This window comes from Curtobacterium sp. MCBD17_040 (assembly GCF_003234805.2).
In the GTDB taxonomy this organism is placed as follows: Bacteria; Actinomycetota; Actinomycetes; order Actinomycetales; family Microbacteriaceae; genus Curtobacterium.
On record NZ_CP126273.1, the window covers coordinates 1,900,276 to 1,921,327 of the forward strand.

Sequence of the window (21,052 nt, forward strand, 5' to 3'; positions counted from 1 at the left end):
GGGGTCCTCCTGGTGGTGTGGGAACGAGGGCGGGGCCCCGCCGGGACGCGGTGTGCGTCCCGGCGCGGCCCCGCCGGACGAGCGGACTCAGCCGCGCGGCTTCTCGACCATCTCGATGGTCTCGATCTCGTCGCCGATCTGGATGTCGTTGTACTTGCCGAGACCGACGCCCGCCTCGAAGTCCGTCCGGACCTCGGTGACGTCGTCCTTGAACCGGCGCAGCGACTCGATGGCGAGACCGTCGGCGAGCACGACGCCGTCACGGATGACGCGCGCCTTGGCGTTGCGCGTGATCGTGCCGGACCGGACCACCACACCGGCGATGTTGCCGAACTTCGACGAACGGAACACCTCGCGGATCTCCGCCACACCCGACTGGACCTCTTCGAACTCGGGCTTGAGCATGCCCCGCAGGGACTGCTCGATGTCCTCGAGTGCCGAGTAGATGACCGAGTAGAAGCGGATGTCCACACCCTCGCGAGCGGCACGTTCCCGTGCCTTCGTGTCGGGGCGGACGTTGAACCCGATGATGATCGCGTTGTCGACCGTCGCGAGGTTGACGTCCGACTCCGTGACCGCACCGACACCGCGGTGGATGATCCGGAGCTGGACGCTCTCGTCGACCTCGATCTTGAGCAGCGACTCCTCGAGCGCCTCGACGGCACCGGAGACGTCACCCTTGATGATGAGGTTGAGCGCGTCGACCTTGCCCTCTTCGAGTGCACGGGTGAAGTCCTCGAGCGAGATGCGCTTGCGGGCCTTGGCCAGCTGGGCGTTGCGCTCGACGGCCTCGCGCTTCTCGGCGATCTGGCGGGCCGTGCGGTCCTCCTCCGTCACCAGGAAGGTGTCACCGGCACGCGGCACGCTCGACAGACCCTGCACCTGCACGGGACGACTCGGCGTCGCGGCCTCGACCGCGTTGCCGTTCTCGTCCATCATCGCGCGGACGCGGCCGTAGGCGGTGCCCGCGACGATCGCGTCGCCGACGTGCAGCGTCCCGGACTGGATGAGCACGGTCGCGACCGCACCGCGTCCCTTGTCGAGACGCGCCTCGATGGCGACACCGCGGGCGTCCTTGTCGGGGTTGGCACGGAGATCGAGTCCCGCGTCGGCCGTGAGCAGCACGGCCTCGAGCAGGGCGTCGATGTTCGTGTTGTTCCGCGCGGACACGTCGACGAACATGACGTCGCCGCCGTACTCCTCGGCCACGAGCCCGTACTCGGTGAGCTGCTGGCGGACCTTGGCGGGGTTCGCGCCTTCCTTGTCGATCTTGTTCACCGCGACCACGATCGGCACGTTCGCCGCCTGCGCGTGGTTCAGGGCCTCGACCGTCTGCGGCATGATGCCGTCGTCGGCCGCGACCACGAGGATCGCGATGTCCGTCACCTGGGCACCACGGGCACGCATGGCGGTGAACGCCTCGTGACCCGGGGTGTCGATGAACGTGATCGGGCGCTCGATGCCCTCGTGCTCGGAGATGACCTGGTACGCACCGATGTGCTGCGTGATGCCGCCGGCCTCACCCGCGACGACGTTCGCGTTCCGGATCGCGTCGAGCAGGCGGGTCTTGCCGTGGTCGACGTGACCCATGACCGTGACGACCGGCGGACGGGCGACGAGGACCGAGTCGTCCTCGTCGTCGAGCTCGGCGTCGAGGTCGATGTCGAAGCCCTCCAGGAGCTCCTTGTCCTCGTCCTCCGGGGAGACGATCTGGATCTTGTAACCGAGCTCCTCGCCGAGGACCTCGAAGGTCGCCTCGTCCAGCGACTCAGTCGCGGTCGCCATCTCACCGAGGTGGAACAGCACCGTCACGAGGTTGCCGGGGCTCGCGTCGATCTTGTCCGCGAAGTCCGAGATGCTCGCACCACGACGCAGCCGGACGACCGTGTTGCCGTCACCGCGCGGGACCTGCACGCCGCCGATCGACGGCGCCTGCCGCATCTCGTACTCGGCGCGCTTCGTCCGCTTCGACTTGCGAGCGCGGCTCTTGCCGCCACCACGACCGAACGCACCAGCGGTGCCACCACCCGGACCACGGCCACGACCGCCACCGCCGGCCGGACGCGCGGGTCCGAAGCCAGGGCGTTGGAATCCGCCACCGGCACCGGCTCCGGCACCACCGGGACGCTGGAAGCCACCGCCCTGGCCGCCACGGCCGGGCCCACCCGGACGCTGGCCGAAGCCGTTCGGACGCGCACCCTGACCGGGCCCACCCGGACGCGGAGCACCGGGCCGGGGAGCGCCCGGACGCGGCGGCTGCGGACGCGGGATGCCACCCGTACCGCCACCCGGACGCGGCATGCCCTGGTTCTGCGAGAACGGGTTGTTGCCGGGGCGGGGCGGACGCGAGCCCATGCCCTGACTCGACGAGTAGGGGTTGTTGCCCGGGCGCGCGCCGCCCGGCTTCGGGCCGGGGCGTGCGGCGCCCGGCTTCGGCGCCGTCGACGATGCGGCACCGTCGACCTTGTCGGCCTGGTTCTTCTGCGCCTGGGCCTTCTGGGCGGCCTCGGCCTGCGCCTGCCGCTCGGCCACCGACATGGGGGCGGCCGGACGCGGCGCGTCGTTCACCGAGGGCTGCTCCGCTTCGACGGGCGCGGCGGGCGCGGGTGCCGGTGCAGCGGGGCGCGGTGCCTGCGGGCGCGGCGCGGCCTTCGGTGCCGCCGGCTTGGTCGCCGACGACGACGTCGCGCCGGATGCCTCGAGCGCCGCGCGGAGCTTGCGGGCGACGGGCGGCTCAATGCTCGAGCTCGGGCCCTTGACGAACTCGCCGAGCTCCTTGAGCTTCTCGAGCGCGGTCTTGCTGTCGACACCGAGCTCGCTGGCGATCTCGTGTACGCGTGGTTTTGCCACTGTTCTCCTTCTCGGGTCCCACCCGAGAAGGGTGGGACTCACTGAGTGATGGGTCTCATTTCGAGCCGCTCATCAGTTGTCCATAAGCCGTTCAGCCTGTTCTGTCGTGTCGAGGTCCCGTGCCGGGTCCTGGCCCGACCGGAGTCGTTCCAGGTACTCGCGGACCGCCGACGTGTCCGGTTCACGATCCAGCCGCAGCGCGCGTCGGAAGGCCCGACGCGAGACGGCCAGCTCGTACGCATCGACCGTCGGGGTGATCCACGCGCCCCGGCCTGGCATGACTGCCTTCGGATCCACCACGACGCGGTCGCCACGGGCGACGACTCGGAGGAGGGAGGATCGGGGTGCACGGCGACGACTGCCGATGCACGTTCTGACGGGTCCCACTCTACTCCCTGCCTCGGACGGACGCGATCCCGGCACGCCAACGAGGCGGTGCGGTCAGCGAACGACCGCGCGCGCTCCGCATCCGGCGCTCAGTCGCCCTCGAGGATGGAGTCCGGCTGGATGTCGATCCGGGCACCGGTCAGCTTCGCCGCGAGGCGGGCGTTCTGCCCCTCTTTCCCGATGGCGAGCGAGAGCTGGTAATCCGGGACGAGGGCGCGGACCGCCTTGGTGGACTTGTCGATCACGAACGAACTCGTGACCTTCGCCGGGGACAGGGCGTTGCCCACGAAGGTCGCGAGGTCCGGCGAGTAATCGACGATGTCGATCTTCTCGGCCCCGAGCTCGTTCGTGACCGAACGGACGCGCTGGCCGAGCTCCCCGATGCACGCACCCTTGGCGTTGACGCCGGGCTCGTTCGCCTTGACCGCGATCTTCGTGCGGTGACCTGCCTCGCGCGCCATGGACACGATCTCGACCACGCCCGACGCGATCTCGGGGACCTCGAGCGCGAAGAGCTTGCGGACGAGACCCGGATGCGTCCGGGACACGGTGATCTGGGGGCCCTTGTGTCCCTTGCCGACACTCGTCACGTACACGCGGAGCCGCTGACCGTGCGGGTAGGTCTCGCCAGGGACCTGCTCCTCGGGCGGGAGGATGGCCTCGATCGTGCCGAGGTCGACGTGCACCATGCGTGGGTTCGGCCCCTGCTGCACGACGCCGGCGACGATGTCACCCTCTTTGCCACGGAACTCGCCGAGGACCTTGTCGTCGCCGATGTCCCGGAGCCGCTGGTTGATGACCTGCTTGGCCGCGAACGCCGCGATGCGACCGAAGTCGTTCGTCTCGTCGACGGACTCACCGACGACGGTGCCGTCGTCGTCACGCTCGGGGACGTAGACACGCACCTGGCCCGACTTGCGGTCGAGCTCCACCCGCGCCTGCGGGTCGGCCGGCTCACCGTTCTCGGCTGCGTGCTTCTGGTACGCGGTGAGGATGGCCTGCTCGATGATGGTGACGAGTTCGTCGAACGGGATCTCCCGCTCCCGTTCCATGAGCCGCAGCACCGCGAGATCGATCTGCATCGAGGGCCTCCAGTATTCAGATGATGGGAACCCCGCGCTCGGACACCGCGCGGAAGGCGGCGTCCAGGATAGCGCACGTCGACCGCCCGCCGGCGCCGCACTTCCTGTCCGACGACCGGGAGGCACGACGCAGGCCCGTCGATCCGGACCGGATCGAGTGGACGGCGCGATCAGATCGCGCGCACGGCCGCGAGCACCTCGGCGACCGGGACCTCGCGACGCTCCCCCGCCGCACGGTCCCACAGCTCCACCACGCCGTCGCCCGCGTTCCGGCCCGCGACGACGACCACCGGGACACCGATGAGCTCGGCGTCACCGAACTTGACACCCGGCGACACCTTCGGCCGGTCGTCGTACAGGACGTCCATCCCGGCGCGCTCGAGCTCGGCGATGATGCCCGACGCGACGTCGTAGGCCACCTGGTCCTTGCCCGTGGCCACGACGTGGACATCGAAGGGGGCGACGTCCTTCGGCCAGACGAGCCCACGGTCGTCGTTGTGCGCCTCGGCGAGGATCGCCATGATGCGCGTGATGCCGATCCCGTAGGAGCCCATCGTCACCGTGGCGAGCTTGCCCCGCTCGTCCTGCACCTTGAGACCGAGCGCCTCGGCGTACTTGCGTCCGAGCTGGAACACGTGCCCGATCTCCATGCCGCGCGCCGTCTCGAGCGGACCCGAGCCGTCGGGAGCGGGGTCCCCCGGTCGCACGTCCGCGACCTCGACGACGCCGTCGGCCACGAAGTCGCGCCCGGCGACGAGCCCCGAGACGTGACGCCCGGCGGTGTTCGCGCCCGTGATCCACGTGGTGCCGTCGACGACCCGCGGATCGAGGAAGTACCGGAGTCCGGTCTCGCTGTCCGCGCCGAGGAACTGCCGCACCGAGCCCTCGGTCCCGTGCCCCGCAGCGGCCTCCTCGATGAACGACGCGGCCGTCGGACCGATGTACCCCTTGACGAGCGACCGGTGCTTCGCGAAGTCCGCGTCCGTCGCGGGCTCCACCTCGGCCGGGGCGAAGGCGACCTCCGCACGCTTCAACTCGACCTCGCGGTCGCCGGGGAGCCCGACGACGACGATCTCGCGCGTGCCGTCGAGGTGGGTGAGCGCGAGCACCACGTTCTTCAGCGTGTCCGATGCGCTCCAGCCGCTTCCGTCGCGCGGCGCCACCGAGTTCGCGTGCTCCACGAGGCTCGCGATCGTCGGCGTCTCGGCCACGGGCAGGAGGACGGGTGCCGGGAGTCCGGTCGTGGGCGACGCCTCGGGCACCGGGGTCGTGTACGCCTCGATGTTCGCCGCGTACCCGCCCGCACTCCGCACGAACGTGTCCTCGCCGACGGCGATCGGGTGCAGGAACTCCTCGCTCCGGCTCCCACCCATCGCGCCGGCGTCCGCCTGCACGATCACGTACTCCAGGCCGAGGCGCGTGAAGATCCGCTCGTAGGCGTCGCGCATGACCTGGTAGCTGGCGTCGAGCCCGGCGTCGTCGATGTCGAACGAGTATGCGTCCTTCATCGTGAACTCGCGCCCGCGGAGCAGACCGGCACGAGGCCGGGCCTCGTCGCGGTACTTGTCCTGGATCTGGAACAGCGTGACCGGCAGGTCCTTGTACGACGAGTACAGGTCCTTGACGATGAGCGCGAACATCTCCTCGTGCGTGGGCGCCAGCAGGTAGTCCGCACCCTTGCGGTCCTGGAGGCGGAAGATCCCGTCCCCGTACTCCGTCCAGCGGTTCGTCGCCTCGTACGGCTCGCGCGGGAGCAGTGCCGGGAAGTGGACCTCTTGTGCGCCTGCGGCGGTCATCTCCTGGCGCACGATGGCCTCGATCCGGCCCTTGACCCGCAGCCCGAGCGGCAGCCAGGCGAAGATGCCGGGCGCCTGCCGACGGATGTAGCCCGCGCGGACGAGCAGCTTGTGGCTCCTCACCTCGGCGTCCGAGGGATCGTCGCGGAGCGTGCGGAGGAAGAGGTGCGAGAGCCGTGTGACCACGCGGAAAGCCTACCGGCCGCGCAGGACGCCCGAGGGGCCCGCAGCAGGACCACCCGCGCGCCGTCCGGTCCGACGCATCTACGCGGTGACGACCTCGGGGCTGCCGACCTCTCCGGCGGGCATCTCGGCCGCGAGGCGGTTCGCCTCGGCGATCAGGGTCTCGACGATCTCGGCCTCGGGCACGGTCTTGATGACCTCGCCCTTGACGAAGATCTGGCCCTTCCCGTTGCCCGACGCCACGCCGAGATCGGCCTCGCGCGCCTCACCCGGTCCGTTGACGACGCAGCCCATGACCGCGACGCGGAGCGGGACCGTCATGCCCTGCAGGCCCTCGGTGACGTCGTTCGCCAGCGTGTAGACGTCGACCTGTGCCCGGCCGCAACTCGGGCACGAGACGATCTCGAGCTTGCGCTCGCGCAGGTTGAGCGACTGCAGGATCTGCAGGCCGACCTTGACCTCTTGCGCGGGCGGTGCGGACAGCGACACGCGGATGGTGTCGCCGATGCCTTCACCGAGGAGGATGCCGAAGGCGGTCGCGCTCTTGATCGTGCCCTGGAACTCCGGTCCGGCCTCGGTGACGCCGAGGTGGAGCGGCCAGTCCCCCCGCTGCGCGAGCAGTCGGTATGCCTGGACCATGACGACCGGGTCGTTGTGCTTGACGGAGATCTTGAAGTCGTGGAAGTCGTGCTCCTCGAACAGCGAGGCCTCCCACACCGACGACTCGACGAGGGCCTCCGGCGTGGCCTTGCCGTACTTCTGCAGGATGCTGGGCTCGAGCGACCCGGCGTTCACACCGATGCGCAGCGAGACGCCGGCGTCCTTGGCTGCCTTGGCGATCGCACCGACCTGGTCGTCGAACTTGCGGATGTTGCCCGGGTTGACCCGGACGGCCGCGCAGCCCGCGTCGATCGCCTGGAACACGTACTTCGGCTGGAAGTGGATGTCCGCGATCACCGGGATCTGGGACTTCTTCGCGATGATCGGGAGCGCGTCGGCGTCGTCCTGGCTCGGGACCGCCACGCGCACGATGTCGCAGCCGGACGCGGTGAGTTCCGCGATCTGCTGCAGGGTGGCGTTGATGTTCGTGGTCGGCGTCGTGGTCATCGACTGCACACTCACGGGTGCGTCGCCGCCGACGAGGACCTTGCCCACCTTGATCTGGCGCGACTTGCGGCGCGGAGCGAGGGTGACGGGGGCCTTGGGCATACCGAGATTGACTGCTGGCACGGTCGGCAGCCTACGCGTTCCCGGTGACAGCCCGGTGACCGGCGGCCGACAGTCCGCTGTCGGCGTGCCTCCCGGGCCGGGGCGACGGGCGGGGCCGACGGCGGGGCCTCCCGGTCGACCTCAGCCGAACACTCGGACCGGACGCACGATGTCCGCGTAGATGAGGAGCAGGCTCATGCCCCCGAGCAGGACGACGACGGCGAACGTGAGCGGCATCGTCTTGGCCAGGTCGATCGGGCCCGGGTCCCCGCGGCCGAGGAGCTTGGCCGTTCGACGCTTGACGGCCTCCCACAGTGCGCCCGCGACGTGCCCGCCGTCGAGCGGCAGCAGCGGCACGAGGTTGAGCACGAAGAGACCGATGTTGAGCGCGCCGAGCAGCGACAGGATCGTGTAGATCTTGTCGACGACCGGGACGCCGCTCGCCGACGCCACGGTCCCGATGGCGCGGCCGACGCCCACGACGCTCACCGGGCTGTCCTGCGCGCGCTGTTGCGATCCGAACGCGGCGTTCCACACCGCGACGAGTCGCTGCGGCAAGTCGAGGATGAGCGACGCCGACGCCTCGGTCTGTGCCCAGACCGCGGGCAGGACCGCCGCCGGCGACTGCCGGACGAGCGTCTGTCCGATCGAGACGCCGACGACGCCGACGCGTTCCGTCTTCGTGCTGCCGTCCTGCTCCTTCGCCACCGTGCCGTCGGCGCGGTAGACGTCGCGCGTCGCCAGCCGGGGCGTCACGGTGATCGTGCGCCGCTGCCCGTCGCGGAGGACCGTGAGTCGCACGGGCGAGCCGGCCGACCGCTGCAGGATCGTCGTCAGCTCGGTCGTCGAGACATCCGACCGGCCGTCGACCGCGAGCACCGCGTCGCCGGCACGCAGTCCTGCCCGCTTCGCCGGGGACACCGGATCGTCACTCGTGCACCGGGTCGACTGCGACGTCGGCAACACGCACGCGGTCGTGCCCGCGATGCTCGTCGTCGGCGCGCCGAAGCCGCACAGCAGGACCGCGAACAGCACGATGCCGATGACGAGGTTCATGGCCGGGCCCGCGATCATGACGATGATCCGCTTCCACGGTGTCAGTCGGTAGAACGCCCGCTCGTCCCCCTGCTCGGCGATCTGCTCCGCGCTGGCGTCTCGGGCGTCCTGCACCATCGCGCTGTAGAACCCGGTGTTCGTGATCGGTGCGGGTTTGCCGGACGCCCGCGGGGCGAGCATCCCGACCATCGAGATGTAGCCGCCCAGGAGGATCGGCTTGACCCCGTACTCCGTGTCGCCGCGGCGGAACGACCACAGCGTCCGCCCGAACCCGAGCATGTACTGCGTCACCTTGACGCCGAAGAGCTTGGCGAAGAACAGGTGTCCGAGCTCGTGGAGGCCGATCGAGACCAGCAGGCCGACGACGAACACGACGACGCCGAGGACGAACAGGAGCACGGATCCGGGGGTCACCGGGGTAGCGTACGGGACCCTCGCCAAGCAGCAGCCGAGGGACCGCTGAGCGGCGACTGCTCATCGCGGAGTCACCGTGCCGTGTCGGGCATCGACGACGGGTCGGGAGACGGGCGTCCCGCCGGGAGGCGCGGTGTGCGTCAGCGACGCAGCAGACGATCCGCCTCGGCGCGCGCCCACCGCTCGGCCGCGAGCACGCCCTCGAGCGAGGACTCCCCCGCGTCGTGTGCGTCGACGACCCGCTCCACGGTGTCGACGATGTCGAGGAACCCGATCGCGCCCGCGTGGAACGCCCCGACCGCCTGTTCGTTCGCGGCGTTGAACACCGCCGGGTAGGTCCCGCCGCGCTCCCCCACGTGCTTCGCCAGCCGGACGGCGCCGAAGGCGTCCTGGTCGAGCGGCTCGAAGGTCCAGGCGGACGACCGTGTCCAGTCGAGTGGCACGCCGACGCCCGCGACACGGTCGGGCCACCCCAGACCGAGCGCGATCGGCAACCGCATGTCGGGCGGGGAGGCCTGCGCGATCGTCGAGCCGTCGACGAACTCGACCATCGAGTGCACGATCGACTGCGCGTGGACCGTCACGTCGATGCGGTCGTACGGGACCCCGAACAGCAGGTGCGCCTCGATCACCTCGAGGCCCTTGTTGACGAGCGTCGCCGAGTTCGTCGTGACGACGAGACCCATGTCCCACGTCGGGTGCGCGAGTGCCGCGGCCGGGGTCACGTCGGCGAGCTCCGCCCGTGAGCGTCCGCGGAACGGGCCTCCCGAAGCGGTCAGCACGAGCCGGCGGACCTCGGTGGCGGACCCCGCGCGGAGTGCCTGCGCGATCGCGGAGTGCTCGCTGTCGACCGGCACGATCTGACCGGGTGCCGCCGCCGCCTGCACGAGCGGACCCCCGACGATGAGGCTCTCCTTGTTCGCGAGCGCGAGCAGGGCGCCCGTCTCGAGGACCGCGAGCGTCGGGCCGAGCCCGACCGACCCGGTGATGCCGTTGAGCACGACGTCCGCCTCGACGGCACGAACCAGCCGTTGGGCGTCGGCCGCGCCGAACGCGACCTCGGTCACGCCGAACCGCTCGGCCTGCTCGGACGCCAGTGCGCGGTTGGTGCCGGCCACGAGGCCGACGACCTCGAACCGATCCGGGTTGCGTGCGACCACGTCGAGGGCCTGGGTGCCGATCGACCCCGTGCTCCCGAGGACGACGACCCGACGCTTGCCGTCCGGGTGCGCGCTCGATCCGGCGCTCGTCACGCTCAGCCCTTGGCGAGGATGTCGACGACGAACACGAGGGGCGCGTTCTTCGGGATGTTCGATCCCTCGGGCGGGTTCGCACCGTACGCGTCCGCGGCCGGGATGGCGATCATCACCTGGGAGCCGACCTTCTGGCCGACGAGGCCGGTCACGAACCCCGCGATGAGCTGGCCGTCCTGCACGGTGAAGCTCGCCGGCTGTCCGCGCTTCCAGGTGGAGTCGAAGACCTTGCCGGTCGCGTAGACCTCGCCCTTGTACTGCACGAGCACGGTGTCACCCTTGGCGACCGTGTCACCCGAGCCGAGCTTGATCACCTCGGTCGTCGTCTTGGCGGGCGCAGCCGTCTTCGGGATCGTGATGGTCGGCTCGCCGCTCGAGGCGTCCTTGACGGTGGGGAGGGAGGGGTCCTGCGTCTGCGGGTGCCCGGTCGACTTCTTGGCGGTCGTGCCGATGACGTCCGCCACCACGACGATCTGGCCGGTGGTGCCGAACCCGAGCGCCTTGCTCGAACCCACCATGGCCAGGCGCGACCCCGCGTTCGCGCAGCCGAGGACCTGACCGAACCCGGTGCCACCGACCGAGAGCACCTGTGGGTCGCCCTGATCGAACCCGACGGAGCCGAGCTTCTTCGCCGTCTTCGCCTGGTACACGGAGTACGAGACCTTGATGAAGTCGCCGTCGGCGAGCGCCTTGCCGCCACCCTTGACGACGCGCGACGCCTGCGTGGGGCTCGCCGACAGACCCTTGGCGAACGTGACCTTCGGCGCGGTCGTCCCGCCGAAGTCCCCCGAGACCCGGATGCTGCGCGACGCGGAGCCGGGCGACGGGCAGGCCGCCGACGACGAGCTCGCGCTGGCCGAGCTGGAGGCACCACCACCCGACCCGGACGAGGAACACGCGGCGAGGCCGAGGACGACCGCCGGGACGATCAGGAACGGGACGAGACGGAGACGCTTCACGAGGACCTTCGGTTGGGGTTGAGGTGCGTTCGGGCGGACGACGACCGCTTCGACCGGACCAGTCTGCCGCACCGTTCCCGTGTGCTCGTCAGCGCACGCGGATCACGGGCTCGTGCCGGACCGGGAACGAAACGGACCGGGCGATGAAGCACAGGGACGAGGCCCGGGCGTGCGCGGCGGTCGCGTCGGCCACGCGGTCCGGCTCGAGGATGGTGACCACGGGTCGGAGCAGCGCGTCGGTGAGCTCGCCGGAACCGTCGGGGTGGACGTCGAGGTGCCCGGTGGCGCGGTCCTCGTACTCGACGACGGTGATCCCGGCGAGCGCGGCGACGTGGAGATAGCTCAGCATGTGGCACTGGGCGAGCGCCGCCACGAGGAGGTCTTCGGGGTTCCAGCGGTCCGCATCGCCGCGGAAGGGCTGCGCCGCCGAGCCGGGAAGGTCCGGTTTGCCCGCCGCGGACACCACGTGGTCGCGGCCGTAGGCACGGTGGTCGGACGTGCCGGTCCCCCGGTCGCCGGTCCACCGGACCTCGACGGTGTGGTCGTGGTCGAGCATGGAGCCTCCTGCCGAGGGGGTGTGACACCGCGGTTACACTCCCCATCATGCCGGGAACCGCCGACGTCCGCTCCGACCGCCACCCCCTCACCGCGGACGGGTCGGTCGAGCTGGCCGTCGTGTCCCGCTCGGGCTTCGACGAGAGCCGGCACGTCGGCGTCGGCGTGGTCGTCGACGCGGACGGGCGGATGGTGGACGTGGTGGGCGACGCAGCCGCGAGCGTCTGGACGCGGAGCACGCTGAAGCCGTTCCAGGCGATCGCGGTCCGTCGGACGGGCGCGCGGTTCGAGGGAGCGCAGCTCGTGCTCAGCACCGCGAGCCACGCCGGTACGCCCGCGCACCAGGAGGTCGCCGCGGCGATGCTCGCCGCATGGGGTCACGACGAGGACACGTTGGGATGCCCCCCGGACTTCCCCTTCGACGGCGCGACCGCACGACGGATGACCGCACCCCGTCGTCTGGCGATGAACTGCTCCGGCAAGCACGCGGCGATGCTGGCCGCCTGCGCACTGAACGGATGGGACCGGTCGACCTACCTCGCCGTGGACCACCCGCTGCAGCGCGTGGTGGTCGACACGGTGGAGGACCTGACCCGTGAGTCGGTCGACGTCGTCGGCGTGGACGGCTGCGGTGCGCCCGTCGTCCCGCTGACCCTGCACGGCCTGGCCCGCGGCATCGCGACCGTCGTCGGCCCGACGGACGCGGACGGTCGGGCGTTGACGACGGCCGTGCTCGCGGAGCCGTGGGCGATCGACGGGCCGGGTCGCGCCAACACCCTCACCATCGAGCGTCTCGGGGTGTTGGCGAAGCTCGGTGCCGAGGGCGTCATGGTCATGGGGGTACCCGGCTCCGGTGCGGTCGCCGTGAAGGTGCTCGACGGATCACAGCGCGCCGGCACGCTCGCGGCGCTGACGCTGCTCGCCCGTTCCGGCATGGTCGACCCCGACGACGCGCGCGCCGTCATCGCGGCGTCCGTCCCGTCGGTCCTCGGTGGTGGGCAGCGCGTCGGGGGCGTGCGGCCCGGGCGCGGCCTCGTGGCCTGAGGTCGCGGGCGACGGACGGGGCTCGACCGGCGGTCGGCCTGGGACCGGCGGCAACACCGGCACGATGCCATCGGCACCGTCCGCCACGAGGTCGGTCGGCTCGACGGACCCGCCGGGCAGCAGACGGCAGCCCCCGGCGTCCACGAGCAGCCGGGTCCGGACGGCGGGCGGCACGTCGGCGCGCGTCGGGGCGAGGACGACCCAGCCGAGCGCGCCCGGCGGACCGTGCCTGGGGTGCACGACGGCCACCGCGGTCCCGTCCGGCGTCCAGCCGAGCGCACCGGCGGGCGGCCGCCCGGCGGCCGGCAGGCCCGACACCACGTCGTCGCCCACGCTCCGGATCTCGACGTGCTCGCCTCCGGCGCCGTCGGCCAGCGCCGTCACGACCGCACGGAACACGGCGCGTGCGGCGACGCCCCGGCCGACGACCGCGAGGCCGCCGGCCACGTCGGCGACGACGGCGGACCAGCCGATGACCTCGTCAGGCACGCCGTCGACGCGGTTCCGCATCGCACCGATCCGGGGCGCTGCCCCGCTTCGCTCCGGCCGGTGACCGAGGAGCACGGGCAACCGACCGAGGTCCTGAGCATGCTGGGCACGGTCGATGTCGAGGCCGGGTGCGCCATCGGGAGTGGACGGTGCCGGACCCGCCCGCCCCGTCGGAGACGGTCCGCCACCCGGCCGACGCGACGCCCAGCGGACGGCCACGAGCGCGGCTGTGGAGGCGATGACACCGACGATGCGGGAGACGGCGGCATCAGCCGTCCCCGAGAGCGCGGACACGGCGCTGCCCAGGGCGACCACCGCCGTGGCGAGGGCCAGGACGGCGCGGCCACGGCCCTCCTGACCGTTCTGCATGGCACGAGCGTGACGCACACCGGACGCGACCCCGGCACCGAGGGGGGCGCGCGGTGTGGGACCTCCGGATCCCCGCCGTCTGTGGAGGAGGAGCGTCGCGGGTCCTGACCTCGCGTGTTCTCGGATCCGGTCGTCGGCAGGGTCGACACCGCGACCCGTACGTGGACGCCGAGCCGCGTCGGGAGGGTTCAGGCCGCGTGCCCCTGGTCCCCGGTAGTGGGGCTCGACGATCGCGCGCGAGGCCGCGCCGACGTGCTCGTGTGCGACCATCGCGGCATCGACGCCCTCGACGCCCTCGGCGCCCTCGACGCCCTCGACGGACGAGCTCTTGTACAGGGTCGGCTGATGCGCCCGCGACGAACGCCCCGCCGATCGGGAGCCCTCGAGCGCGCGATGGCGGAAGCGCGGATCGACCGCTCGGTGGAACCGACCGCGGATCGCCGGGACGAAGGCCGAGTCGAGGGACACCACGACGCCAGCACGTCATCCCGGCCCCCGAAGGCCCCGTCCGCTCCGCCCGACGCGGCGCCTTCCGCCTACTGCACCAGGAAGAACTGCTCGCCGATGTCGACCCGCGCCCCGCGCTCGACTCGGTAGCGGCGTCCGGGCTCACACCGGCGGATGCTGCCGTCGATGTGCCGGATCACCGTGCCGTTGCCGGAGAACCGGTCGGACACCCACAGGTCGTCGCCCTCCCGCCCCAACTCGAGGTGCGTCTTCGACACCGACTTGCCGGGGTCGACGATCGTGATGACCTCGTCGATCCGCTCGCCCGGCTCGGGGCGCGGGAGGCGTCCGAGCAGCCCGGAACCGACGAGTCCGACCCGCTCGCCCGTGCTGAAGTGCAGGACGACGGGAGCGCGCTGGGGCGAACGGGCGACGATGCGTGTCGCCTCGACGTCCTCGCCGTCATCGTCCTGCCGCCGTCGGCTCCAGGTGCGGAGGGTGTCCTCGGCGACGGGCGACGGTGGGATGGGCGGCAGCGTCGGGCGCAGCGGTGCGGCCGCGGGCGTCTCGTCGAGGCGACCCGGCATCGGCGGGAGGTCGTCCGACGGCGCTGAGGCGGCGTGTCCGGCACGCATCCGGGACGCCGGATCCGGCACGGCAAGGGGTGCTGCGTCTCCGGAGTCGGCCTGCGGCAGCGGCTGCGCGACAGCCACGTGGTCCGCGTCGGCGACCTGGTCCGCGTCGACCTGGTCCGCCTCGGCGTCCTGGTCCGCCTCGGCGTCCTGGTCCGCCTCGGCGTCCTGGGACGCGTCGGCCTGGGACGCGTCGGCCTGGGACGCGTCGGTGTCCTGGTCGGGGTCGGGGTCGTCTACAGCGTCGGAGCCGGCGTCGGTACTGGCCTCGTCCGCGCTCCCGGACACGGGGTCCGAGTCGTCCACGATCGACCAGTCGGGTCGCTCCATCGGGAGCGGCACCACGGGGCCCGTGTACGCCGCGGTCACGGCCGGCACGACGGCGCCGCACTCCTCGCAGAAGATGTCGTCCGGCTCGAGGGGGTGGCCGCACACGTGGCACGTCGCTCCCTGCGCTCCCGGCGCCACGAGCGGCACGGGGCGTGGCGCGACGCGCCGCTCCGGGAAGGGCATGATGACCGCGGTGTCGCCCGGTCCCGGGACGTCCGTGGTGACGCCGGCTGCCCGGGATCGCGAGTCGTCGTCCCAGGTGCGATCGTCCTGGCCACGGGCGTCCCCGCGGCCCTCGAGTCCGTCGTGACCCTCGTCATGGCCGTCATGACCGCTCGCGGCTGCGTCATGACCGCGCTCGGCGTCGTCCGCGGGGCCGTCCACGGCGGCGGGAGCGTCTCCCGCGTTCGAGCGCTCCCCCGGCACCGCGTCGTCGTCTCGGCCCACCGGGTCGGCTTCGGTGCCGGAAACGGCTGCGGTGTCGGCATCGTGGCCCGCATCAGCCGCTGCGGTGGGCCGGTTCCGCCCGACCCACCACGTGGGAGCGGCGGGTTCGGGAACGACCGGATCGGGGACGCGGCGCTGCGGCGTGGGCGGCGCGACGAGCGTCACCTCGGGGTCCTCATCGAGCTGATCCGCCCGGGTGGCCGCACCGGGTGCGTCCACCGGAGCGCCGTCGTCGACCCGACCGGCTCGGTCGTCCGGGCGGTCGTCGACCGGAACGGGCCGGATGCGGTCCGGGTCGAGCGAGGGTTCCGTGGGTCGGCCGGCCCAGCTCGCGAGACCGCTGTCCGAGCCGTTCACATGGCTCGGTGCGCTCCGCGGCGCGAACCGACGGTCGCCGTCGTCGTCCGGGTCGTGCGGGCGCCGGATCTCGTCCTTACCGCGACCGGACTCGTCGCGCCGGTCGGACGCGCCGGTGAGCCAGGCACGCGTCGCGGGGTCCAGCGTGGTCTCCGGCAGCCAGGCATCGGCCGCGGGGTCCGGTCGCCCGGCCGAGAGGGCCGGCGGACGGAGCGGCGGTGGTTGTGGGGCGCGTCCGGGCTCCGGTTCGACGGAGCGACGTGCCGTCGCCACCGACACCGACCGACCACACTCACCGCAGATGATGGCCCCGTCCGGGAGCGGCGATCCGCAGTGCTCACATCTGATCACTCGTGACCTCTGTCCTCGTTCGAACTCCCGCCATGCTACCCAGCGGAACCCGGCGTCGAGGACGACCGAGCCGGAGCGGACGCGCGCGGCGACCGTGGCCGACGCAGGGAACGGAGCGACGTGGCGGCCCGGAACCGCTGCCACCGCGTCCGGCCGTCCTGCAGCGCCCGCACCGCGGTGTCGGTCGCGGACCACATGCGGTCCGCCGTGGCACCGTCCGCGTCGGCGGGGCCGAACACGACCCGGTCGGCGAGCGCGGCCAATCCCGCTGCCGCCGGGTCCGGTGCCATGCCGGCGACGTCCCGCCGTGTGGCCGCACGTCCGATCGGGACGCCTCGGTCGGTCAGGGCGTCGCGGTACTCGTCCCAGGCGCCGACGACCCGTGCGCGGCCCGTGGGAGCACGGCGGCGGCGACGTCGACGCAGGCGTTTGCGGGCGACGACCACGGCGAACGGCAGTGCGACGAGCGCCGCGACGGCCAGCACCCCGATGACCCAGGGCAGCGCCGCCAGCAGGATCCGGAGCCACAGCGGCGCCTCCGGCGGGGTACCGCGGTCGCTCTGTGGCGGGGTCTGGGTGTCCTGGTCCTCCTGTGCCGCGGGCGGTGGCGGCACGACCGTCTCGGGTCGCGTGACGGGCTGCGGGGTCTGGTCCTGGTCCTCGGGGATCGCCCGGACGGGCGGGTTCGGGTCGATCATGACCCAGCCGTACTGGGCGGTGTCGACCTCGATCCGAGCAGTGACGTCCGAACCACGGAAGGTCGTCCGACCGGTGTCGACGCGGTCGGCCCCGGAACCGCCCGACGCGAACCCGAGGACCACCCGTGCCGGGAACCCGAGGTCCTGCGCCATGAGGGACGCGGCGACGGCGTACTGTTCGCCGTCCCCGATCATGAGCGGCGCGGTGAGGAGCTCGGTGATGCGGTCGGCACCATGGCCCGAACGGCTCGGTCGGTCGTCGCCCACACCGTGGCTGACGTACCCGTGCGTGCGCAGCGCCGCGATCACCGCCGCGAGCTTGCGACCCGTGCCGGTGACGCCCTTCGTCGTCGCGGCGACGGTGTCCGACACGGCCTCGGGGACCTGTGTCGGGGTCGGGACCCGGGCAGCACCGGGGCGCGCGCCGGCGAGCTCCGCTGCGGACGGTCGGGCGGGGACCACCGCGGTCAGCGAGTATGCGGTCCCGCGGCCCACTCCGCCGACGACGGCCGCGGTGCCGGTGCTCCGGTCGTAGTAGAACGCGTTCCGTTCGGCATCGGCGTGGGAGCCGGTGAACCGGATCTGTTCGAGGTCACCGACCGTGGGCACCCAGACCCCGCCGTACCCGCGTACCTGCACGTCGACGTGCACCCGGCGGCCTCGGACACCGCTCGTGTCGACGGACGTCGGGACCCGACTGAACGTGCCGGACGCGGAGGCACCCGACGGCCCGCCGACGGAGTACACGACGCCGTCGTAGGTGTCGAGCGTCGCGATCCGGACGAAACCGTCGGCCGGGAGCCCAGTGACGGTGAGCTGCGGGGCGTCCGCGGTTCCCGCCTCCTCGTACGCGCGCAACCCGCTCAACGGGCTGACGTAGTCGCGGGGGTCGAACGGCGCGACGACGCTGCTCCGTGCGACGCGGCGGTCGGCGTGCGGGGTCGCGACCACCCCGAGCCCACTCGCGAGGACCCCGGCGGCGACGATGGTCGCGAGTCCCACGAGCGACGGGCGCACGATCGACCGACCGACATTGACCCGGCTCCCGGCGGTCCCCGCGACCGCGACCGCGCGACGCACCCGCCGGGACACGAGCGCCCACGCCAGGGCCACCCCCACGAGCACGACGCCGGACACCACGGGGTAGGCGAGCCGCGTGGGGCCGACGAGGACGCCGACCGCGAAGAACGCGAGCGGTGGAAGCGCCGCGATCTCCGGACGGGGTGTCCGGACGGCGATGGTCACGCCGACGACGACGACGACGAGCGCGGACGCGAAGTAGGGCACGAGGAGCGCCTCGTAGTCGCCCACCGGCGGCCCGATGGTGAGCAGGCGCTTCCACCCGAGGGCGACCGACGAGAACAGGTCCACGAGACCGGCCGGAGTCGGCAGGACCCCGGCGGCCTCGGTCGGGACCGCGGCGGGCACGCCGACGAGGGTGAACGCCGCCACCGTCAGTGCCAGGAGCACCGGGCCGGGGAGGCGCCACCACGAGCCCGCCAGCGCGATCAGCGCCCCGGCGACCACCGCCGCGACGCCGGCCCCCACCATGGCGGACGACCGGTAGAGCGGCCACCACGCGACACTCGCGAGGCCCACGAGCAGCACGACCACGAGCGTGCCGCCGACGACGCGCAGGACCGCGGGGCGCCGCTGCCGGCGCTCGCGCTCCGCCCGGCGCGAGGAGACGTCGGCGGCGGCCGCGACCGGCTGGGCGCTCACGCCGCTGCCGATCGTCGCAGGGCGTGCCGGAGGTCTTCGAGGTACCCGATCGTGATCACGGTGAGTCCGGGCACCCGGACGACACGCGGCGGCGACTCGGTCTCGCAGATCACCGCGACGACCTCGACGCCGACGGGGAACCGGGTCGCGGCGAGCCGCAGCGCACCGAGTCCGACGGCGGAGCCCACGACGAGGAAGGCGACGGACGTCCCGACGCTGTCGTCACCGACGATCCGGGCCACCTCGCTGGTGGGCAGGGAGGCATCGGAGGCCGCGACGCGCGCGAAGTCGTCGAGCAGCAGCGACGGCGATCGTGTCGTCAGCGGGTGCACCGCGTACACCCGACGCCGCGCGAACTCCGGTGTCCGCGCTGACACGACCACGGTGACCTCGCGACCGTCGCGGATGGCGCGGTCGCCGAGGGACGCCGCAGCGCTCACGGCGAGCTCGAACTCGTCGTCGTCGCCGAACTCGCTCCGGGCCGTCCCGAGCGCGACCACGAGGTGCGATCGGCGTGTCTCCTCGAACTGACGGACCATGAGCGCGCCGGTCTTGGCGGTCGACTTCCAGTGCACCGTGCGCGGGTCGTCGCCCGGCTGGTACTCGCGGATGGCGTGGAACGCGATGTCCGCGGGCGACAGGTCGCGCGTGACCTGCCCTTCGAGGTCGCGGACGAGACCGGTGCTGGTGGACGGGATCGCGATCGTGCGCGGGTGCACGATCACCTGCTCCCGCTGCGTCCAGACGACCTCGCGTCGGACGAGGCCGACCGGGTCGGCACGGACACCCCGGACGGGCCCGACGTCGAGGACGCCGCGGCGGAGGGTCGGGACCGGGACCTCCCGCTCGACCGTGTCCTGCGGGGCGATGCCCGGCAACGCGACGTCGACGAGTCCGGGTCCGACGGGGACCTCGACGCTCGTGGCGACCGTGGGCACGCGGCCCGGGTTCTCCGCCGTGATCCGGACCGTGGCCGTGCCCCCCACCGCGACCCTGCGGGTGGGCAGGTGCATCCGGACGGCCAGGCGCGACCGCCCGACCAACGCGACGAGCGCCACGACCGCGAGCACGACACCGGTCCAGCCGACGGCGACGACCTCACGCAGCCCGTACCGGTACCCGAGGACGAGCGCGACCGCCGTGAGCACCGCCACGGTCCAGCCGAGTCCGGTGACGACCGACGCGACCTGGTCCCCGACCCGCGCGCCGAGCCTCCCGACCGCTCGTGCGAGACGCGCCGCGCCCGCCACGGCGTCCGCCACCCCGCCTCGGGAGCCGCCGACCAGGTGGGTGCGCGCGTTCGTCGCGCCGAGCGTCGCGGTCCGTTCGACGCCCGGGCGACGCGACCGGGTCCCTCCCGGTCGACGGGACGCCGTCCCGGTCGGGGCCCGGTCGCGGGTGGCGCGGTCGGTCACGGAGCCACCCGGTCCACGGGCGGCGGTGTCTCGACCACGAGCTGCGCGACGACGCTCGTCGTGCTGACACCGTCGAACTCCGCCTCGGCGTCGAGCACGATCCGGTGTGCCAGGACCGGTTCGGCCAGCGCCTTGACGTCGTCGGGGGTCACGTAGTGCCGCCCGCTGAGCGCGGCGAAGACGCGTGCTGCTCGCATGAGCCCCATCGCGCCCCGCACGCTGACGCCGAGACGCACCTCACTCGCCGCTCGGGTGCCGTCGACGAGTCGCGCGACGTAGTCCGCGATGACGGGGTCGACGTGGACGGTGCGGGCGAGCGCGGCCATCTCGGTGATCGTGGCGGCGGGCACGACGCTCGCGAGCGGCACCGACGCGGAGGGTGCGGACGGGGTCTCGAGGATCCGCACGGTCGCCGCGTGGTCCGGGTACCCGATCGACGTCTTCATGAGGAAGCGGTCGAGCTGTGCCTCGGGCAGACGGTAGGTTCCCGCCTGTTCGATCGGGTTCTGCGTGGCGATGACCATGAACGGGGCGGCGAGACGATGCGTCACGCCGTCCACGGTCACGGCGGACTCCTCCATCGCCTCGAGGAGCGCGGACTGTGTCTTCGGGCTCGCCCGGTTGATCTCGTCGGCGAGCACGACGTTGGCGAACACCGGACCGCGGTGGAACTCGAACTCGCTCGTGCGCTGGTCGTACACGCTGATGCCCGTGATGTCGCCCGGCAGCAGGTCGGGCGTGAACTGGATCCGGGCAGTCGAACCCTGCACGCTCTGCGCGAGCGCTCGGGCCATGCTCGTCTTGCCCGTGCCCGGGACGTCCTCGAGCAGCAGGTGCCCCTCGCTCAGCATCGCCGTCACCGCGAGTCGGATCACGAAGGTCTTGCCGAGCAGCACCTGCTCGACGTTCGTGACGATGCGGCCGGCGACGTCGGCGAACCAGGTCGCCTGCTCGGGGGTCATGCTCATGCGGATGTCGTTCCTCTGCGGTGGTGGTGACGTCGGTCA

At 72.4% G+C, this 21,052-nt stretch carries 14 protein-coding genes; 1 reads left to right on the top strand and 13 read right to left on the bottom strand.

Features of this window, described 5'->3' with window-relative positions:
* Window positions 1–87: 87 nt before the first annotated feature.
* From infB to DEI94_RS09020, 9 genes are all read right to left on the bottom strand, one after another.
* Window positions 88–2,850, bottom strand: coding sequence for a translation initiation factor IF-2 (gene infB, locus DEI94_RS08980; RefSeq protein ID WP_111009172.1), 2,763 nt, complete (start codon window positions 2,848–2,850; stop codon window positions 88–90).
* Between the two features lie 72 nt (window positions 2,851–2,922).
* Entirely contained in the window at window positions 2,923–3,273 is a 351-nt protein-coding gene (locus DEI94_RS08985; RefSeq protein WP_309146663.1) for a YlxR family protein, read from the bottom strand.
* Between the two features lie 53 nt (window positions 3,274–3,326).
* Window positions 3,327–4,319, bottom strand: coding sequence for a transcription termination factor NusA (nusA, locus tag DEI94_RS08990; RefSeq protein ID WP_111009174.1), 993 nt, complete (start codon window positions 4,317–4,319; stop codon window positions 3,327–3,329).
* 170 nt (window positions 4,320–4,489) lie between these two features.
* Complete coding sequence (locus DEI94_RS08995; protein ID WP_111025655.1) at window positions 4,490–6,301, bottom strand: proline--tRNA ligase; 1,812 nt, start codon at window positions 6,299–6,301, stop codon at window positions 4,490–4,492.
* A gap of 78 nt (window positions 6,302–6,379) precedes the next feature.
* Entirely contained in the window at window positions 6,380–7,528 is a 1,149-nt protein-coding gene (gene ispG / locus DEI94_RS09000; RefSeq protein WP_181441710.1) for a flavodoxin-dependent (E)-4-hydroxy-3-methylbut-2-enyl-diphosphate synthase, read from the bottom strand.
* A 120-nt stretch (window positions 7,529–7,648) separates the two neighbouring features.
* The gene (locus DEI94_RS09005; RefSeq protein ID WP_258368477.1) at window positions 7,649–8,977 is read right to left on the bottom strand and encodes a M50 family metallopeptidase; all 1,329 of its coding nucleotides are present in this window, start codon (window positions 8,975–8,977) and stop codon (window positions 7,649–7,651) included.
* Between the two features lie 140 nt (window positions 8,978–9,117).
* A complete protein-coding gene (locus DEI94_RS09010; protein ID WP_111009178.1) occupies window positions 9,118–10,230 on the bottom strand; it encodes a 1-deoxy-D-xylulose-5-phosphate reductoisomerase in 1,113 nt (370 codons plus the stop codon).
* A gap of 2 nt (window positions 10,231–10,232) precedes the next feature.
* Entirely contained in the window at window positions 10,233–11,189 is a 957-nt protein-coding gene (locus DEI94_RS09015; protein WP_146244008.1) for an FKBP-type peptidyl-prolyl cis-trans isomerase, read from the bottom strand.
* An 88-nt stretch (window positions 11,190–11,277) separates the two neighbouring features.
* Window positions 11,278–11,745: an OsmC family protein gene (locus DEI94_RS09020; protein ID WP_111009180.1), complete on the bottom strand. Its 468-nt coding sequence runs from the start codon at window positions 11,743–11,745 to the stop codon at window positions 11,278–11,280.
* Between the two features lie 47 nt (window positions 11,746–11,792).
* Here DEI94_RS09020 and DEI94_RS09025 point away from each other — a divergent pair, with 47 nt between their 5' ends.
* Window positions 11,793–12,788 (top strand): asparaginase, encoded by a 996-nt coding sequence (locus DEI94_RS09025; RefSeq protein ID WP_111009181.1) that lies wholly within the window; start codon window positions 11,793–11,795, stop codon window positions 12,786–12,788.
* A 1,394-nt stretch (window positions 12,789–14,182) separates the two neighbouring features.
* On the opposite strand, the gene DEI94_RS09030 is transcribed toward DEI94_RS09025, so the two are convergent.
* The 4 genes from DEI94_RS09030 to DEI94_RS09045 all read right to left on the bottom strand — a co-directional run bounded on the left by DEI94_RS09030 (window position 14,183) and on the right by DEI94_RS09045 (window position 21,013).
* A complete protein-coding gene (locus DEI94_RS09030) occupies window positions 14,183–16,132 on the bottom strand; it encodes an FHA domain-containing protein (RefSeq protein WP_181441711.1) in 1,950 nt (649 codons plus the stop codon).
* A gap of 113 nt (window positions 16,133–16,245) precedes the next feature.
* Window positions 16,246–18,630: a transglutaminase TgpA family protein gene (locus tag DEI94_RS09035; RefSeq protein ID WP_111025659.1), complete on the bottom strand. Its 2,385-nt coding sequence runs from the start codon at window positions 18,628–18,630 to the stop codon at window positions 16,246–16,248.
* Window positions 18,627–20,045: a DUF58 domain-containing protein gene (locus DEI94_RS09040; protein WP_111025660.1), complete on the bottom strand. Its 1,419-nt coding sequence runs from the start codon at window positions 20,043–20,045 to the stop codon at window positions 18,627–18,629. The genes DEI94_RS09035 and DEI94_RS09040 overlap by 4 nt, the downstream gene beginning before the upstream one ends.
* Window positions 20,042–21,013, bottom strand: a complete 972-nt coding sequence (locus DEI94_RS09045) for an AAA family ATPase (RefSeq protein ID WP_111009185.1) — start codon at window positions 21,011–21,013, stop codon at window positions 20,042–20,044. The genes DEI94_RS09040 and DEI94_RS09045 overlap by 4 nt, the downstream gene beginning before the upstream one ends.
* Window positions 21,014–21,052 lie beyond the last annotated feature (39 nt).

What these genes read in the sequence shown, in the direction of transcription:
- nusA (WP_111009174.1), bottom strand. Translation starts at nt 4,319, where the DNA reads ATGCAGATCGATCTCGCGGTGCTGCGGCTCATGGAACGGGAGCGGGAG.
- DEI94_RS09020 (WP_111009180.1), bottom strand. Translation starts at nt 11,745, where the DNA reads ATGCTCGACCACGACCACACCGTCGAGGTCCGGTGGACCGGCGACCGG.
- DEI94_RS09025 (WP_111009181.1), top strand. Translation starts at nt 11,793, where the DNA reads ATGCCGGGAACCGCCGACGTCCGCTCCGACCGCCACCCCCTCACCGCG.
- DEI94_RS09045 (WP_111009185.1), bottom strand. Translation starts at nt 21,013, where the DNA reads ATGAGCATGACCCCCGAGCAGGCGACCTGGTTCGCCGACGTCGCCGGC.